14 protein-coding genes are annotated in these 16,918 nt (G+C 53.7%); 7 read left to right on the top strand and 7 right to left on the bottom strand.

From position 1 onward, the window contains the following. Positions 1 to 17: 17 nt before the first annotated feature. A complete protein-coding gene (zntB, locus tag A4308_RS16450) occupies positions 18 to 1,001 on the bottom strand; it encodes a zinc transporter ZntB (RefSeq protein ID WP_014884034.1) in 984 nt (327 codons plus the stop codon). Positions 1,002 to 1,157: 156 nt separating this feature from the next. Then, positions 1,158 to 2,300: a methyl-accepting chemotaxis protein gene (locus tag A4308_RS16455; protein WP_023338360.1), complete on the bottom strand. Its 1,143-nt coding sequence runs from the start codon at positions 2,298 to 2,300 to the stop codon at positions 1,158 to 1,160. A 455-nt stretch (positions 2,301 to 2,755) separates the two neighbouring features. Between A4308_RS16455 and A4308_RS16460 the strand changes: the two genes are divergently transcribed. From A4308_RS16460 to A4308_RS16475, 4 genes are all read left to right on the top strand, one after another. Beyond that, positions 2,756 to 4,885 carry a putative bifunctional diguanylate cyclase/phosphodiesterase gene (locus A4308_RS16460; RefSeq protein WP_032636332.1) on the top strand — a complete coding sequence of 710 codons (2,130 nt, stop codon included), beginning with the start codon at positions 2,756 to 2,758 and terminating at the stop codon, positions 4,883 to 4,885. A 91-nt stretch (positions 4,886 to 4,976) separates the two neighbouring features. Further along, positions 4,977 to 6,209 (top strand): sensor domain-containing diguanylate cyclase, encoded by a 1,233-nt coding sequence (locus A4308_RS16465; RefSeq protein ID WP_045282158.1) that lies wholly within the window; start codon positions 4,977 to 4,979, stop codon positions 6,207 to 6,209. A 74-nt stretch (positions 6,210 to 6,283) separates the two neighbouring features. Continuing rightward, positions 6,284 to 6,424 (top strand): Ecr family regulatory small membrane protein, encoded by a 141-nt coding sequence (locus A4308_RS22550; protein ID WP_014884038.1) that lies wholly within the window; start codon positions 6,284 to 6,286, stop codon positions 6,422 to 6,424. 113 nt (positions 6,425 to 6,537) lie between these two features. Further along, positions 6,538 to 7,101, top strand: a complete 564-nt coding sequence (locus tag A4308_RS16475) for a DJ-1/PfpI family protein (protein ID WP_014884039.1) — start codon at positions 6,538 to 6,540, stop codon at positions 7,099 to 7,101. Positions 7,102 to 7,195: 94 nt separating this feature from the next. On the opposite strand, the gene A4308_RS16480 is transcribed toward A4308_RS16475, so the two are convergent. Further along, on the bottom strand, positions 7,196 to 8,812 hold the full coding sequence (locus tag A4308_RS16480) for a peptide ABC transporter substrate-binding protein (protein ID WP_045268217.1): 1,617 nt from the start codon (positions 8,810 to 8,812) through the stop codon (positions 7,196 to 7,198). Between the two features lie 185 nt (positions 8,813 to 8,997). Between A4308_RS16480 and mpaA the strand changes: the two genes are divergently transcribed. Next, on the top strand, positions 8,998 to 9,711 hold the full coding sequence (gene mpaA / locus A4308_RS16485; protein WP_023330524.1) for a murein tripeptide amidase MpaA: 714 nt from the start codon (positions 8,998 to 9,000) through the stop codon (positions 9,709 to 9,711). On the opposite strand, the gene ycjG is transcribed toward mpaA, so the two are convergent. Then, positions 9,702 to 10,667 (bottom strand): L-Ala-D/L-Glu epimerase, encoded by a 966-nt coding sequence (ycjG, locus tag A4308_RS16490; protein ID WP_045282159.1) that lies wholly within the window; start codon positions 10,665 to 10,667, stop codon positions 9,702 to 9,704. The two genes, mpaA and ycjG, sit on opposite strands and share 10 nt — an antisense overlap. Before the next feature lie 107 nt (positions 10,668 to 10,774). Here ycjG and tpx point away from each other — a divergent pair, with 107 nt between their 5' ends. Further along, positions 10,775 to 11,281: a thiol peroxidase gene (gene tpx / locus A4308_RS16495; RefSeq protein WP_045135272.1), complete on the top strand. Its 507-nt coding sequence runs from the start codon at positions 10,775 to 10,777 to the stop codon at positions 11,279 to 11,281. Positions 11,282 to 11,556: 275 nt separating this feature from the next. Continuing rightward, entirely contained in the window at positions 11,557 to 12,765 is a 1,209-nt protein-coding gene (locus A4308_RS16500) for an aldose 1-epimerase family protein (protein ID WP_045282160.1), read from the top strand. Between the two features lie 33 nt (positions 12,766 to 12,798). Here the strand turns inward: A4308_RS16500 and tyrR are convergent, their stop codons facing one another. From tyrR to A4308_RS16515, 3 genes are all read right to left on the bottom strand, one after another. Then, positions 12,799 to 14,340, bottom strand: a complete 1,542-nt coding sequence (tyrR, locus tag A4308_RS16505; RefSeq protein ID WP_045282161.1) for a transcriptional regulator TyrR — start codon at positions 14,338 to 14,340, stop codon at positions 12,799 to 12,801. Positions 14,341 to 14,452: 112 nt separating this feature from the next. Then, positions 14,453 to 15,505, bottom strand: a complete 1,053-nt coding sequence (locus tag A4308_RS16510) for a YcjF family protein (RefSeq protein WP_038421131.1) — start codon at positions 15,503 to 15,505, stop codon at positions 14,453 to 14,455. Beyond that, the gene (locus A4308_RS16515) at positions 15,502 to 16,899 is read right to left on the bottom strand and encodes a YcjX family protein (protein ID WP_045282162.1); all 1,398 of its coding nucleotides are present in this window, start codon (positions 16,897 to 16,899) and stop codon (positions 15,502 to 15,504) included. Before A4308_RS16515 ends, A4308_RS16510 begins: the two co-directional genes overlap by 4 nt. Positions 16,900 to 16,918: the final 19 nt, after the last annotated feature.

Below are 16,918 nucleotides of genomic sequence, written 5' to 3' on the forward strand. Positions count from 1 at the left end.
GGCAAAAAAACGTAAATTTACAGCCATTTACTACGATGCAACCACCATGCAACACCACCAATCAAAACAACTAACATGACGCAAAACGCGGTGAAGCCGTAATGGTAAGCACCACCGGGGATCCCCCCCAGATTGACGCCAAACAGCCCTGTCAGGAAGGTACTGGGTAAGAAGACCATCGCCATCAGAGACATCGTATAGGTTCTTCTCGCCAGCGACTCCTGCATCACCTGAGCAATTTCATCCGCCATCACCGCCGTTCGCGCGATACAGGAGTCGATCTCATCGAGTCCCCTGCCGAGTCTGTCAGCTATGTCCTGCATTCTGCGGCGCTGATCGTCATTCATCCAGTTGAGTCTTTCGCTGGCCAGACGGGCATACACATCCCGCTGCGGTGTCATATAGCGACGCATCACGATCAATTGCTTACGCAATAACGCCAGAAAGCCGCGCGGCGGGATCTGTTGATCGAGCAGGTTATCTTCCAGGTCGATGATTTTATCGTGCAGCTCTTCAATAAACTCGCTCGCATGATCGGTCAGGGCGTCGCAGACGTCCACCAGCCAGCTTCCGCAGTCGACCGGTCCGGTCCCCTCTTTGAGATCGTTCACAATGTCGTCCAGCGCCAGGACCTTCCGCTGGCGGGTGGACACAATCAGCCCGTCGTCCATATAGACGCGCATCGCCACCAGTTGATCGGGACGTTCATCCGTACTGCCATTTATGCAGCGCAGGGTGATAAGCGTTCCGTCACCCATTCTGCTCACACGTGGGCGCAGGCTTTCTCCTGCCAGGGCGTCGCGCACGTTGTTGGGCAACAACGGGGTCGTGGCCAGCCAGTCAGCACTTTCCGGATGGGTATAGTTGAGATGTAGCCAGCAGGGATGCTCTTTATCTATGACATCATTATCTTCCAGCGGCCTGGCACCGCCGCGACCGTCCAGCACCCACGCAAAAACTGCGTCAGGAACGTTAAGTTCTGATCCTTTAATGCTCTCCACTGCGCCTCCCCCCTGTTTAGCTCTTTCGATGTCAGTCTAGCTTCCGTCGGGGGTTAAGCAACAACTATGTCTCGCATGGCGCTGAAATCGCTCAGGAATTGTACATACTGTGTTTCAGGAGAAGAAAAGCCTGGCATGCCAGGCTTTGAAGTGCTGTCAGAGCGAGTGCTCGGGCCGCTGGAGGAAAGGTGCAGGGCCGGTCAACGATGACGGCGAGTGACCCTGCTCAAGCCTGAAATTGCGTGTCCGCGTTTGCAGTTCAATCACCTGATTACGCAGGACATCAGAGGAACCATTGAGTTCCTCCGCCATCGCGACGTTACTTTGCGTGACCCGCTCCAGTTCAGACAGCGCCAGGGTGATCTGGTAAATGCCTTTCTCCTGCTCAGCGGTCGAGGTAGAAATCTCATCCATCAACCGGCTGACATTGCCGGAACCGGTCACGATTTCATGCATATTCTTTTCCGCTTCCGACACGACGCTGGCACCCTGGGTAACATTACTGCTGGTGACGTCAATCAGCGTCTTGATGTTTTTCGCGGCCTCCGCACTGCGGTGCGCAAGGTTTCTCACCTCTTCCGCGACGACGGAGAACCCTTTGCCGTGATCGCCCGCCCGCGCCGCCTCAACCGCCGCGTTAAGCGCCAGGATATTTGTCTGGAATGCAATCCCGTCGATTAGGGAGATAATTTCCGTCATCTGCTGCGCGCACTCGGTTATGGATTGCATATTGCTGGCAACCTGCTCCATCAGCTCTCCTCCCTTACGCGCCTGCAATGTCGCGACGTTTGCCTGCTCGCTCGCCAGACGGGTATTATCGGCATTGTTTCGGGTACTTGCCGCCATCTGCTCCATACTGGCAGCGGTTTGCACCAGAGAGGCAGACTGCTGCTCGGTTTTCACCGAGAGCTGAGCGCTACGGGCAGAGAGTTGATCCGACAAGGTCATGGCGTTTTGAGATGACGCCCTGATCTCACGCACCAGCGTCGCAATGTTACTGGAAAGACTATTAATTCCGGGGATTAATCGTCCCGCGCAGTTATTGCCAAACTCAGGGATTGAGACACCAAGATTACCTGCGGTCACTTCTTCAATACTTTTTTTCACAGTATTGATCGGCGTCACAAGAAACTTCGTCATATAACTCCAGAGCAAAAACAGCGCAACGAAATTAACCAGATTAATCGAAATGAAGAGAGAGAAATTGCTGGAAAATAGAGCAACGATACCTGCATTTACCAAAAAAAGGCATAACAGGAACCAGGCAATGAAGGTCCTGACACTAATATTTCTTAGCATGATTTTACCCACAACTTATATTTTGGTCGGCATTAAGACTTATAGCATTCACTTTTACGTTTGTCCTCACCTAACGCGCTGGTTTCTCGTTTCGCCGTTACGCACCCGATATTTAGCTTAAGTCAGGTAAAAAAAGCGTATTAGTAAAAATGTGCTGCGCCGAATGCTGTGATACTGGTTCACAGCCACGTTAAGCGATACCATCACCTGCGACGAGACGATTCGTTCGTCCACGTATTTAAGGCGCTTTGCTAGTGATAGTGGTCTATGTTTAGCAATGCTTAATAAGTTAAAAACGAGAATATATTTTATATTCCCGGTGAGTATAGAGTTGTTATATGACTGGTCATTTTTCACGATAAATAACTAATATGGTTTGAATGCGCATTTTCGTTGCCCGATAAAAATGTGCCGGCAGGCGAAATCGGTAACCCTCTCAGGCGTGGGATTGCATAATGCTCAATATATCGTGGGACCCTGTGTTGATTGCTGTCTCTTATCTGGTGGCGTTTATCGCCTCCTTTGTAGCTCTGGACAGCGCCGGGAAAATTCCCCTTTCCAGCCGAAAAGCGGCTTTGTTCTGGCGAATTGCCGGAGGCGTAACGCTGGGCATTGGGATCTGGTCAATGCATTTCATCGGCATGCTGTCGATGCAAATGCCCATGATGATGAGCTACGACCTCTGGATAACCCTGGCCTCACTTGGTGCGGCGGTTATAGCCTCCACAACGGCCATTAATATTGCCGTTACGGGCAAACACCTCTCCCTGTTTAGACTGACAGTCGCCACGATCATTCTCAGCGCTGGCGTGGTCTCGATGCACTATATCGGTATGGCCGCATTGATGCTGGAGGGAAGCATCCTCTGGGATCAGCGGATTGTCGGTTTGTCTGTGGTGATTGCGGTTGTCGCCTCCGGTGTGGCGTTGTGGCTGGCTTTTCGTCTCCGGGATAAGCACAAAGGGGTCTTTGTAAATCGCATACTCGCGGCCTTAGTGATGGGTGCCGCCATCTGCGCAATGCATTATACGGGCATGAGTGCCGCGCATTTCCATGAGATGGCACGCACGCTTCCCGGCGGGATCGGCGAGCTGGGATTATCCATATGGGTTTCCGTCACCACACTCTCACTTCTTGGCGTGATGTTAATTATTTCGCTAATCGATTCGCACTGGCGCACCACCCGGCTGACGGACAATTTGCGACAACTCAATCGCCAGCTTGAGCTTCAGGCTCGCTTCGATGCCCTCACCGGGCTCGCAAACCATCATCAGATGGATATCCGAATGCAGGACTGTCTTCGCAGCGCCTTGCTGAGCAAGAAACAGTTTGCCGTGATCTTCCTGAATGTCGATCACTTCAAACGCGTGAATGATACCTGGGGCCACAGCGTGGGTGATGAGTTACTAATCACTATTGCCCAGCGCATTACGTCCCGGCTTACCCGTGAGATGACGCTGGCCAGACTGGGCGGGGATGCTTTTATCCTGCTGGTTCCCGAATGTGATGATGAAAAGCTTAATACCCTGCTCACCACCCTCCTCGCGGATATGCGCCGCCCGCTTTCACTCTGCGGTCACACGCTAAACACCACCATCAGCGCGGGGGTCAGCCTCTATCCGAAAGATGGCGAAACGCTACATGAACTGAAGTTTAAGGCTGATGCAGCCTTACAACATATTAAAGAGGATGGACGTAACGGCTGGGCAATTTACCGTCCGGAGATGTCAACAACAGTGCCGGCGCAACCGGGTTTTCTTCAGGCGCTTTCTCAGGCCCTGGAACGCGATCAGTTTGAGCTCTGGTATCAGCCAACCTGGCACGCGGAAGATAAGACGATCCACGGTTTTGAAGCACTTCTCCGCTGGCGTCATCCGGAGCAAGGCGTTTTGCTGCCGGGACTGTTTTTACCCACGCTGGAACAAACGGGTTTGATTATTCCGGTTGGCAACTGGGCGATTGAGGCCGCGTGTCGGCAGCTTCATTTCTGGACGGAACAGGGTTTCAGTCAGTGGACATTGTCGCTCAATTTATCCCCCGTTCAGTTCGAACAGCCGGATATCTTTCACATCGTCTCGTCGATGCTGGAAAAATATAATCTGTCTCCCTCCCGGCTGATTCTGGAGGTAACAGAGAGTACCGCGCTTAAAAATCTCGACCGCAGTATCGAGCTCCTGAACGCCTTTAACCATGCGGGTGTCACCGTCTCTATTGATGATTTTGGTACTGGCTATTCTAACCTGCTGATGTTAAGCGTTCTCCCGGCAAAAGAGCTAAAAATTGATAAGAGTTTTGTCACTTCTATGCTGGAAAACGAGAAAAGCCGTAAGCTGGTGGAAACCATTATTAATATCGCCCGGACCATGGAGATGAATGTCGTTGCTGAGGGCATTGAAACGGACGAACAGCAGGCGATACTGACCAGCCTTGGCTGTGACTATCTGCAGGGGTTCCTTTTCTCCCGCCCATTGCCTGCGGAACAGGTTCCGTGGCTGCTGCTACAGAAAAACTCAGATAAACAAATTATACCCATGAGTAAAATTCATACGGATCCCGCGTTTATTTCACAAAAAAATCATGCCTGACAGGATTGAATAGCGTATGTTTCAGAGGAGTGGACGCGAGTTAATCTGACGTGATTGTCAGGCATAAGATGCCGATGAACAGGAAATGCCTATGTCGCAAAATGGTTTTGATGCGCTGAATGCAATTAAAACGCCCGTGTGGCTCATATCTCCTGTTTCAGAACAGATCATTTTTGCCAATGTGGCCGCAACACAGCTGATGGGTAATAAAACACTGGATGGCTTGCGTAAAGGCACCTGTTCCGCAAGTGCGCAAAGCGTGTTGTCGATGTATGTTCCTGAACTGAAAAACGATCACGATATTGTCGAGATCTGGACGATTAGCCGTGCCGGGCAAGATACACCGTTAAGCTGCCGCCTCTCTCTCTCCCACTTCACGCCTTATGGCGATGTTATCGTTTTTGAAGGGATTTCTTCTCAGGCCCCATCAGGCCTGAAAGCCAGCCGTTCCACAACCTATCAGCGTAAAAAACAGGGTTTCTACGCCCGTTTTTTCCTGACCAACAGTGCGCCAATGCTGTTAATCGACCCTGCCCGCGACGGGCAAATTGTCGATGCAAACCTGGCCGCGCTCAGCTTTTATGGCTATTCGCATGATGAAATGTGCAATAAACACACCTGGGAGATAAATACCCTGGGGAGAGGTGTCATGCCCATTATGACGGAGATTGCCGCACTGCCCGGCGGACATAAGCCGTTTAATTTTGTTCACCGTCTTGCCGATGGCACCACCCGCCATGTCCAGACCTACGCGGGGCCCATTGAGATTTACGGTGACAAACTGATGTTGTGCATCATCCATGATATCACCGAACAAAAAAGGCTCGAGCTGGAGCTGGAAAATGCTGCGTTACGTGACTCAATGACAGGCTTACTTAACCGACGCCAGTTCTACAATATTATCGATCAAACCAACCTGAGCCACCTTTCCGCGCAACAGCAATTTAGCCTGCTGCTGGTGGATACCGATCATTTTAAAAACATCAACGACCTCTTCGGCCATCTGAAAGGTGATGAGGTGCTTATCGCCCTTTCCCGGACGCTGGAAGCCTGCAGCAGGCAAGATGACCTCGTGTTTCGCTGGGGAGGGGAAGAGTTTGTCATCCTCCTGCCGCGCACCTCTCTCGACACTGCCATGAAGATTGCCGAATCCGTCCGCGCGGCGGTAACCCGTATCACCATACCCGGATTACCCCGTTTTACCGTCAGCATTGGTGTGGCAAGGCATGAACAGGAAGAGAGTATTGATGAGCTGTTTAAACGCGTAGACGACGCGCTCTATCGCGCCAAAAACGATGGACGTAATAAAGTCCTTGCGGCATGAGACTGGAGTATACGGGAAAGCGTCGTTACAATGCCCCACTTATGTAAATCACTGACAGGTGGGTAGTCGCTACAATGGGAAAGACTGAAATAATACTCACCTTAATCATTTTCATCCTTATTATATTTGGCTTGTGGTTTATTTTTAGCGGTGAGATCTGGTATTTCGTTGAATATCTGGAAAATACCCTGTACCCGACCTTCGATGCGCTGTAGTGCAGTAATTCATTTGCTTATTTTGCCCGTGCTCTGACGGGCTTTTTTATTTCCGGCAATCGAGCCATACCAGGCTATATCTTAATCATCTCTATAAATAAAGGTGAGGAAAGATGAGCAAGAAAATCCTGATGTTGGTTGGCGATTACGCCGAAGATTATGAAACCATGGTCCCGTTTCAGGCATTACAGATGATTGGTCATCAGGTGGATGCCGTTTGCCCCGACAAACCGAAGGGGGACTACATCATTACGGCAATCCATGACTTCGACGGTGCCCAGACCTACAGCGAAAAGCCCGGCCACCGTTTTGTCCTCAATGCTGACTTTTCCGCCGCACGGGAGCAGGACTATGACGCACTGCTTATCCCAGGCGGCAGAGCGCCAGAATATTTGCGGTTAAATGACGATGTGCTCAAGCTGGTGCAGGCATTTGACGCGGCACGTAAGCCAATCGCCGCCGTGTGCCATGGTCCGCAACTGCTTGCTGCTGCCGGCATACTAAAAGGCCGAACCTGCAGCGCCTACCCGGCGTGTGCGCCTGAAGTGCGTCTTAGCGGTGGACACTACGCCAGTATCGGCATCGACCAGGCACATGTAGACGGTAATCTGGTCACCGCCCCCGCCTGGCCCGCTCATCCACAGTGGCTGGCGAAGTTTAGCGCTTTGCTGGAGTAACAGTGGTGCTGCCCATCAGCGGCACGCGCGGGCATAAGTAAAAACTGGCGCCAGAATGCGCCAGTTTTCAGTGCGACAAGGTCATTCTCTCCCGTCAGTGCTTCTCAATATACATCGTCCGGCTATACGCCACGTCTTCCGGGTTATTAATAGGATAGCCTTTCACCCACGGCTTAATCAGGCGGCCATTGGTGTACTGATAAATCGGCGCGATAGGCGCTTTCTCCGTGAGGATTTTTTCCGCCATGTTGTAGTCCGTATTGCGCGCTTTCGCCGTGGTTTCCAGCGTCGCCTGGTGGATAATTTTATCGTAGGCCGGGTCGTTGAAACGCGAGATGTTACCGCTGTGGGTTGAGGTCAGCAGCGAAAGGAATGTCGATGGCTCGTTGTAATCGCCCACCCAGGAGGCGCGGATCACATCAAAGTTACCGGTATTACGGCTGTCAATGTACGTTTTCCACTCCTGGTTTTGCAGTTTGACATCCACACCGAGATTTTTCTTCCACATGGACGCCACCGCGATGGCAATCTTCTGATGATTTTCTGAAGTATTGTACAGCAGGGTCAGCTTCAGCGGACGCTGAGGGCCATACCCCGCGGCCTGCAGCAAGGTTTTCGCCTGGGCGTTCAGCTCCTGCTGCGACATCTGTTCAAATGGCGAGGCCTCCGGGGTGAACCCGGCCGTCACGTCAGGCGTGAAGTGCCATGCGGGCTTCTCTCCCGTGCCTAACACTTTTTCCGCCATAATGCGGCGATCGATGGTCATGCTCAGCGCCAGGCGCACGCGGGAGTCGGCCGTTGGGCCCTTTTGCGTATTGAACGCATAGTAATACGTGCCCAACTGAGGCGGCGTGTAAACCTGTCCCGGAATATCCTTCAGGAGCTTCTGATACATGTTTTTTGGGAACGATTCGGTAATATCAATATCACCCGCCAGATAACGTTTGGTGGCCGATGATTCCTGGTTAATCGGTACGAAGGTGACCTTTTGCAGGACGGTTTTTGCATTGTCCCAGTAGTGGGTATTGGGGACGACGACCAGTTTTTCATTCACCACGCGGTCATTCAGGACATAGGCACCATTGCCGACCAGAGATCCCGGACGGGTCCACTCTTTACCCCTTTCTACGTTGGCTTTTTGCACCGGGTAGAAGGCAAAGTTAGCCGTCAGATTACTGAACCACGGCAGCGGTTTGTCCAACTGGACGCGTAATGTTCTGGCATCGACCGCCGTTACGCCAAGCGTATCGGGTGCCGCTTTTCCATCAATAATGGCCTGCGCGTTGTTGATACCCGCCAGGGCAGCAAACCAGGCAAATGGAGAGGTCGTTTTCGGATCAACCAGACGCTGCCAGCTGTAGACAAAATCCTGGGCGGTGACAGGCGAACCGTCGGACCACTTCGCGTTATCGCGTAGGGTAAATGTCCAGATGCGGTTATCGTTGCTCTGCCAGCGCGTTGCCACTCCCGGCGTCAACTCCCCTTTCTCATTCTGATTCACCAGACCTTCGAAGAGATCGCGAATCACCTGAATCTCTGGCAGCCCCACCGCTTTTGCCGGATCGAGTGAAGCCGGTTCGTCTTTAATGTGTCTGACCAGCTCCTGTTTTTGCGCCAGTGCCGTACCCTGTGGCACATCCGCAGCGAAAGAGAGTGAAGAGAGTCCGCACAGGCACAGTGCGGCAAAAAGACGCGAAACAGGATGCTTCATAAGATCCCCTTTAATGAATTCAGGTAACAAGCAGATGCGTAATTATTTGTTTCGACAAAAAGAAATGCAAATAACTTACTCCCGAATAGTGATTTAAGGCAATTCTCAACCATTTCGGAAACTATTTGATTAACCGCGTGTTTTGCACAACACTGCGAGTAGTGATCTTTTTATCAGGATTTCGTATGACAACCACCCGACCGAGAGCGGAACGCGGCGCCTTTCCGCCGGGCGCTGAGCAATATGGCCGCTCATTTTTAGGCGCATCGTTGATCTGGTTCCCCGCCCCCGATGCCGACCGCGACAGCGGCTTGATTCTTGCCGGCACGCACGGTGACGAGAACTCCTCCATCGTGACGCTTTCATGCGCGCTGCGGACACTAACGCCCTCATTGCGGCGTCATCACGTGATTCTGGCGGTTAACCCGGACGGCTGTCAGCTCGGTCTACGCGCCAATGCGAGAGGCGTAGACTTAAATCGTAATTTCCCGGCAGCAAACTGGCGCGCCGGAGAAACCGTTTATCGCTGGAACAGCTCCGCCGAGGAGCGTGATGTGGTTCTGCTGACGGGAGATAAACCGGGCTCGGAGCCTGAAACCCAGGCGCTGTGCCAGCTCATCCATAAGATCCACCCTGCATGGATTGTCTCTTTCCACGATCCGCTGGCGTGTATTGAAGATCCGCGTCACTCCGAGCTGGGCGCCTGGCTGGCGGAAGCATTTGCCCTGCCACTCGTTACCAGCGTCGGCTATGAAACGCCAGGATCATTCGGTAGCTGGTGCGCCGATTTGAGCCTGCCCTGCATTACCGCTGAATTCCCGGCGATCTCGTCCGACGAAGCCAGCGAAAAGTACTTAAAAGCCATGATGGAGCTTTTACGCTGGCAGCCTCAGAGATGAAGCACGCCGCTGGTAAAATCAAGCGCGGGTGACACATCAACCGCCAGCCACGTCGGGCCATCCAGATCGGCGAAACGGACCTGATTAACCAGCGGTAGCGCCGCGCCGATCGCCCGGGACGTGCAGAGCATGCAGCCCAGCATCAGCTCAAATCCCTGCGCCCGGGCCTCTTCCGCCAGGGCCAGCGCCTCTGTCAGGCCGCCGGTCTTGTCGAGCTTAATATTGACCATCTCATAGCGCCCCTGAAGGTCGCTCAAACGTTCCCGGGTATGGCAGCTTTCATCCGCGCAGACGGGCAATGGATGGATAAAATTATTCAGCGCCGCATCATCTTCTGCTGGCAGAGGCTGCTCCAGCATGGCGACCCCCAGGTCGGCCAGCAGCTGACATCGTGCGGCCAGCCCTTCCGGGTGCCAGGATTCGTTGGCGTCAACAATGAGCGTGGCGGCGGGAACCGCTGAGCGAATAGCGACCATTCGCTCGCTGATCAGGCGATCGTCGAGTTTCACTTTCAATAGCGTTGCCCCGGCGTCATAGAGCGCTTTTGCGCTGGCGGCCATCTGTTCCGGCTCACCGATTACCACCGTTTGCGCGGTAACCACCGATTCCGGCAGCACCACGCCCAGCAATGACGTCAGCGATGTTTGCTGTTTCGCCGCTTCCAGGTTCCAGAGCGCACAATCAATGGCGTTGCGCGCGGCCCCGGCGGGTAAACGTTGCTGGAGCGCCTCGCGAGTGAGTCCGGTTTGCAGGTCCGGAACCAGCGTCATGATATGCGCCATGACCGACGCGAGGCTTTCCCCATAGCGTGGATAAGGCGTGCATTCACCCACGCCTTTAAAACCGTCCTCTTCGATTTCAACGACCACCACGCTGGCTTCGCTTCGGCTGCCGCGAGAGATCACAAACGGGGTATGCAATGGCCAGGCTTCTTCATAGACCTTAACGCTTCTCATCACTGACTCCTTGCGGCCCGGAAAGGCGAAAAAATTGGTTTGCCGTGTTATCTGCTGATGGCATACACTAGCCCCGACGTTAACTATATGTAAACAGGAAGATATCTATGTCACAACTCGTTCATTTCCAGGGCAACCCGGTTGCTGTTGCAGGTTCCATTCCGCAGGCTGGCAGCAAAGCGCAGGCTTTTACTCTGGTGGCTAAAGATCTGTCTGACGTCACACTGGCTCAGTTTGCGGGTAAACGCAAAGTGCTGAACATTTTCCCAAGCATTGATACCGGCGTTTGCGCTGCCTCCGTGCGTAAATTCAACCAGCTGGCCACCGAAATGGACAACACCGTGGTGCTGTGCATTTCCGCTGACCTGCCGTTCGCCCAGTCCCGCTTCTGCGGCGCTGAAGGCCTGAGCAACGTTATCACCCTCTCCACCCTGCGTAGCCCGGATTTCCTCGAAAAATACGGTGTTAGCATCGCGGAAGGTCCACTGAAAGGTCTGGCTGCACGCGCTGTACTGGTTATTGATGAAAACGACACTGTCCTTTTCAGCGAACTGGTTAACGAAATTACGACCGAGCCGGATTACACCGCCGCACTGGACACGCTTAAAGCATAACAGTGACTTAGCAATTTATACTGCGTTTTCAAAACCTCGCGATGGCGGGGTTTTTTATTACCTCCACGCTGAATCGTTAAAGCATAAATATGATAACTTCACAGTATTTATGCAATTCAATATCAGAAACTCAACAATAACGCGATCTTGCCCACATAATACTGGTTAATATTTATCATCTTCGCCCTCAGTGAAGCCCATCACATTTCCCTTTACGGCAAAACATTAGATTTGCTTACGAAATCAAATAATCGTTTCAGCAAAAAGGGATCAAAATGAAAATAAAACTGGCTTTAACGCTCCTTGCGGTACTGGTTTCAGGTCACGCTGCCGCAAAAACCTGGGTGCTGACCAGCGCTGAAAGCGGCGTAGAAAAAGGAAACTGGAAGATTTCAAGCGATGAGCTGAAAATTAATGACCGGACGTTCAGCATTGAGCAGAAAGTATTGCACGGCGGAAAGCAGGAAGGCAGTAAAGTTATCATTATCAGCAGTAAAAACGGTCTGACAATTACCCTGAGCCCAACGCGCGGAATGAATCTTCTGCATGTGGAAGGTTTTGGTACCCGACTGGGGTGGAATTCTCCCGTTAAAGAGGTCGTTAACCCGGCGTATATAAATCTGGAAAGCCGAAACGGCCTCGGCTGGCTGGAAGGATTCAATGAGATGATGGTCCGCTGTGGTTATGAGTGGACGGGACATCCGGTCACGGCTGACGGCCAGATTTATACGCTTCACGGCAAGGCCGGTAATACCCCGGCTTCTCAGGTCGAAGTTGACGTTGCGGATACCGCCCCGTATGAAATTCGTATTCGCGGGTTAATCAAAGAGAGCACGTTTAAAAAAGCGGATCTGCAAACCATGACCGAACTGCGTTACGTTCCAGGAACTAACCAGTTCAGCCTGCATGATGTCCTGACAAACCATGCCGATTACCCTCATGACTATCAAATCATCTATCACAGTAACTTCGGGACGCCGATCCTCGAAGAAGGCGCACGCTTCCTTGCTCCGGCGGTAAGCGTGAGCCCCTTCAACGATTACGCTAAAGCGGGCGTAGACAACTGGCAAACCTATGCCGGGCCGACAAAAGGCTTTGATGAGATGGTCTTTAACATCAAACCGCTTGCGGACAACAACCACGAAACCCTCGCGGCGGTGGTCAACAAAGCCGGCGATAAAGGCGCGTCAATTCAGTTTGATACACGCCAGCTACCCGTGCTGACCTTATGGAAAAATACCGATACGCCAAAGCAGGGGTACGTTACGGGGATTGAGCCGGGTACGAGCTACGCCTACCCCGTGACCATAGAACGTGAGCAGAAACGGGTTAAGCAATTACAGCCAGGGGCCAGCGCGCAGTTTGATCTCACCTATACCCTGCTTCATAGCCCGCAACAGGTGAAAGAGGTTGAAAACAGGATTGCGGCCATTCAGGGAGAGACAAAAACAGAAATCGTGACCACACCGCTGGCGAAAGAATAAACATTAAAAAAGCCTCTTTACAGAGGCTTTTTGCTATTCGTCACCCTTCTTATGATTCAAACCATACTCACGCAGCTTATTCGCAATCGCGGTATGCGATACGCCAAGCCGTTTTGCCAGTTTGCGAGTACTTGGATAGCTGCGATAAAGCTGCGTCAGGACGGAGCGTTCAAAGCGACTGGTAATATCATCCAGCGACCCTTCCATCGCCTCTTCACCTACCGATACCGTTCCGGCGTCGTAATCAGGCAGCAGAATATCCTGCGGACGCAGTTCATACCCTTCAAGCTGGGTGAGTGCACGATAAACGGCATTTTTAAGCTGACGGATGTTGCCCGGCCAACCGTAGCGCATTAACACCGTGCCGAGATCGGCAGAAAGCTTCGGACGCGGGACGCCCTGCTCGTCGGCAAAGCGGGCGACAAACAGTTCCGTTAACGGCATGATGTCCTGCAGACAATCGCGCAGCGGTGGAATGTTCAGCGTAAGGACGTTAAGGCGGTAATAGAGATCCTCGCGAAATATCCCCTTTTGCACCAGTTCCACCAGGTTTTTCTGGGTGGCACAGATGACGCGCACGTCCACATGCACCTCATGATCTTCACCAACGCGGCGGAAGGTTCCGTCGTTCAGGAAACGCAGCAGCTTGGCCTGCATGCGCGGCGACATTTCACCGATCTCATCCAGCAGCACGGAGCCGCCGTTAGCCTGCTCGAAGAACCCTTTCTTGCCTTCCGGCGCGTGTCCAAACAGTTCGCTTTCGACAGCATCTTCCGGGATAGAGGCGCAATTAAGTGCCAGATACGGTTTTGCCGCACGCGGGCTTGCCAGATGCACAGCGTGAGCCAGCAGATCTTTCCCGGTACCGGTATCGCCAGTAATCAGCAGCGGCGCGGTCAGGCTGGCGAGCTTGCGCGCCTGGTCAACCACATGACGCATTTTCGGGCTGACGGCAATAATCTGGCTGAATGCGCCGACATCCTGGCTGGAGAGGTTTTGCAGCTGGCGGCCCATACGTAACGTCGAGCGCAGCATAATTACGGCACCGGTCAGTACGCGAGTGTCGCTTTCCCCTTTCAGATAAACCGGTGTGATCTCCATCAGGAAATTCTGCCCGTTTATCACTACATGCTCGCTATGGGTATTCTGCGGGTTGCTGTCCAGCCAGCGCTGGAAGTTAAAACCCGGGACCAGCTGTGCGGCATGTTGATTGCTGAGCTTCTCCTGGCTCTGTGCGAATAGCTGACAGCTTGCGTGGTTAACGCGCTCGACTTTACTTTTCAGATCCAGAGAGAGGAACGGTTCAGGCATGGCTTCCAGCAGCGCGCTCAGTGCCAGGTGCTCTCGCTCGGAGGGCATCCAGGGGATAGTGCGCACATCCGTAACGCCAGCGATACGGCGGATTTCCGCCATCAGACTGCTAAAGGTATTGAATTCAATTTCGGCAAAATTGAGGTAAATTCGCCCGACAGGATCGATCTCAATGCCACGTAAATCAATGCTACGTAAAACAAGAAGATCAAGTAACTCGCGGGTCAGACCGAGACGGTCTTCACAGAAGACTTCAAGACGCATGGGAAATTCACCGTTTTAAGCCAGTAACGTTAAAATGATATGTCAGAACACGGTGAACCGGAAGATGGCTGTCAACAAATATTGACAGCCAGCACGATAAGTGAACAAAACCTCACGGAGCAGGTTTTTTATTGAGCGTCTCTTTAAGCTGGCCGATCAGTTCGCGCCGAAAATCCCCCAGCCGTGGCTTATCGCCATCGATCCACGGCAGCGGTCGGCACACTTCCATCGCCTTGATACCCAGACGCGCCGTCAGTAAGCCCGCGCCAATACCCTGCGCAGCGCGAGCCGAAAGACGCGCAGCCAGATCCTGCGACATCCAGTCCATGCCCACTTCACGCACCAGTTCGCTCGCACCAGCAAAGGCGATATTGAGTAACACCAGCTTGAACAGTCTGAGTCGACTGTAGTAACCCAGCTCGATACCGTAGAGATGAGCGATACGGTTAATCAAACGCAGGTTACGCCAGGCGATAAACGCCATATCCACCAGCGCCAGCGGGCTGACGGCAATCATCAGCGTGGACTCTGCCGCAGAACGGCTAATCTCGCGTCGCGCCTGGGCATCCAGTACCGGCTGAACCATATGGGAATAGAGCGTTACCACTTCCCGGTCATTCTGCGTTTCATGGATGGCGGCATACCAGCGCTGAAGCGCCGGATGCGACTGATCGATACCGGCCTGGCTGGCCAGTTTCTCACAAAACGCGCGGCCTTTGCCGGTTCCGTGGCTGTGGAGGAGATCCCGCGCTTCATCACGCTCATGCGCGCGCTGTCGCAGACGCCAGAGACGTCGCCACTCCGTCGCAACAGACCCCACGCCCGCGCCAACTATCAGCGCACCTGCCGCACATCCGCCCAGTGCGACCCAGTCCTGCGTTTGCCAGGCGTTCATCGCCCACTGGACGCCCTGCCCGACCACGCTGACGCCGAACAGTGCCAGACCGGCGGTGACCATTCTGCGCCACACACTGCGTTTTGGACGCAAAGCGGCCTCCACGACCGCCTCCGCTGGCCCCTCCTCAACCGCGGGATCGTCCGGCAGTGCCGGGGCAAAGTTCTCTGCCTGCGTACCGCTGAACGTCTGCGCCGTTTTAAACGCTTCGCGATCCGCCTGCTCAAGCGTTCCGGTAAAATCTATGCGTGGTTTTAACGGTTCCGTCATCGCAATTTATCTCCAATCAAAAACTCCAGCGCCGCATCCAGACGGATGTGTGGTAACGGCCGATCGACGCTCATGGCCTGAGGGCGGAAGGCTTCAAACTGGAAACCCTGGCTCTGCCAGAAGGCCTGGCCCGGCAGCCTGGCAGGCACTTCGCCCGGATAGACCGTAAGCGGCTCACCGTCGCTGAGGCGATTCCCGCGCAATGCCGGTATTTTCTCGCCGTTGAGATCAATCAGCCCGCTCTGCGTCGCCTGCACGGAGGCCAGCCCAAGACAATCCATGCTAATCCCTTCAAACGCGGCATTTTGCCACGCATCCTGCACCAGCTGCTGCAGCAGAGAAACCATGTTGGCATGCTGATCGACCGTCACGTGATCGGCTTTCGTGGCCGCGAACAGCAGCTTGTCGATCACCGGCGAGAAAAGACGACGGAACAGCGTCCGCTGCCCGTAGTGAAAACTCTGCATCAGCTGGGTCAGCGCGAGGCGCATATCGTTAAATGCCTGCGGCCCGCTGTTAAGCGGCTGCAGGCAATCTACCAGCACAATCTGGCGGTCGAAACGCAAGAAGTGGTTTTTATAAAATCCTTTGACCACTTTTTCGCAGTAGTAATTGTACCGCTCGCGCAGCATCCCGGCGTTCGTGTGTTTACCGGCCTGGGCCAGCTTCGATTCACCGGCGCCGTCCACATCTGGCCAGGGGAAGAACTGCAGCGCGGGCGCTCCGGCTAAGTCCCCCGGCAAGACAAAACGACCCGGCTGGATGAAGTGCAGCCCTTCCTGTTTGCACTGATGAAGATAGTCCGTCCAGGCCTCGGCAATCGCCGCCAGACGGTTTTCATCCGCTGGTGCCAGCGGATCCAGACCTTCACACAGCGCTCGCCATTTCGTTGACCACGCAGCGCGTTGTCCCTGCAGCAACCCTGTCATCTGACGGGACCAGCTGAGGTAGTCCTGTGCCAGCATCGGCAAATCGAGCAGCCATTCGCCCGGGTAATCGACGATTTCCAGATACAGGGTGGAGGTATCCTTGAAGTGGCGCATCAGGGATTCATTTGAGCGGAAACGCAGCGCAAGGCGAATTTCACTCACGCCTCGCGTCGGCGTCGGCCACGTGGGCGGATCCCCGTAGAGCTGTGCCAGCCCTTCGTCATAGGTAAAACGAGGAATGCCAAAATCGCGCTGAGGGACGCGCTTAACGCCCAGCAGACGCTCTTCTCTTACGGCGCTGAGCAACGGCAGGCGCGCTCCGGCGTGCAGGTTCAGGAGCTGGTTTACCATCGCCGTTATGAATGCCGTCTTGCCGCTGCGGCTTAGCCCGGTGACGGCCAGGCGCAGATGTCGGTCAACGCCACGGTTCACCAGTGAATTGAGTTCGTTCTTAAGTCGCTTCATCGCCATCCTTCATTGCCCG

This window comes from Enterobacter sp. ODB01, from assembly GCF_001623605.1.
GTDB lineage: Bacteria > Pseudomonadota > Gammaproteobacteria > Enterobacterales > Enterobacteriaceae > Enterobacter > Enterobacter kobei.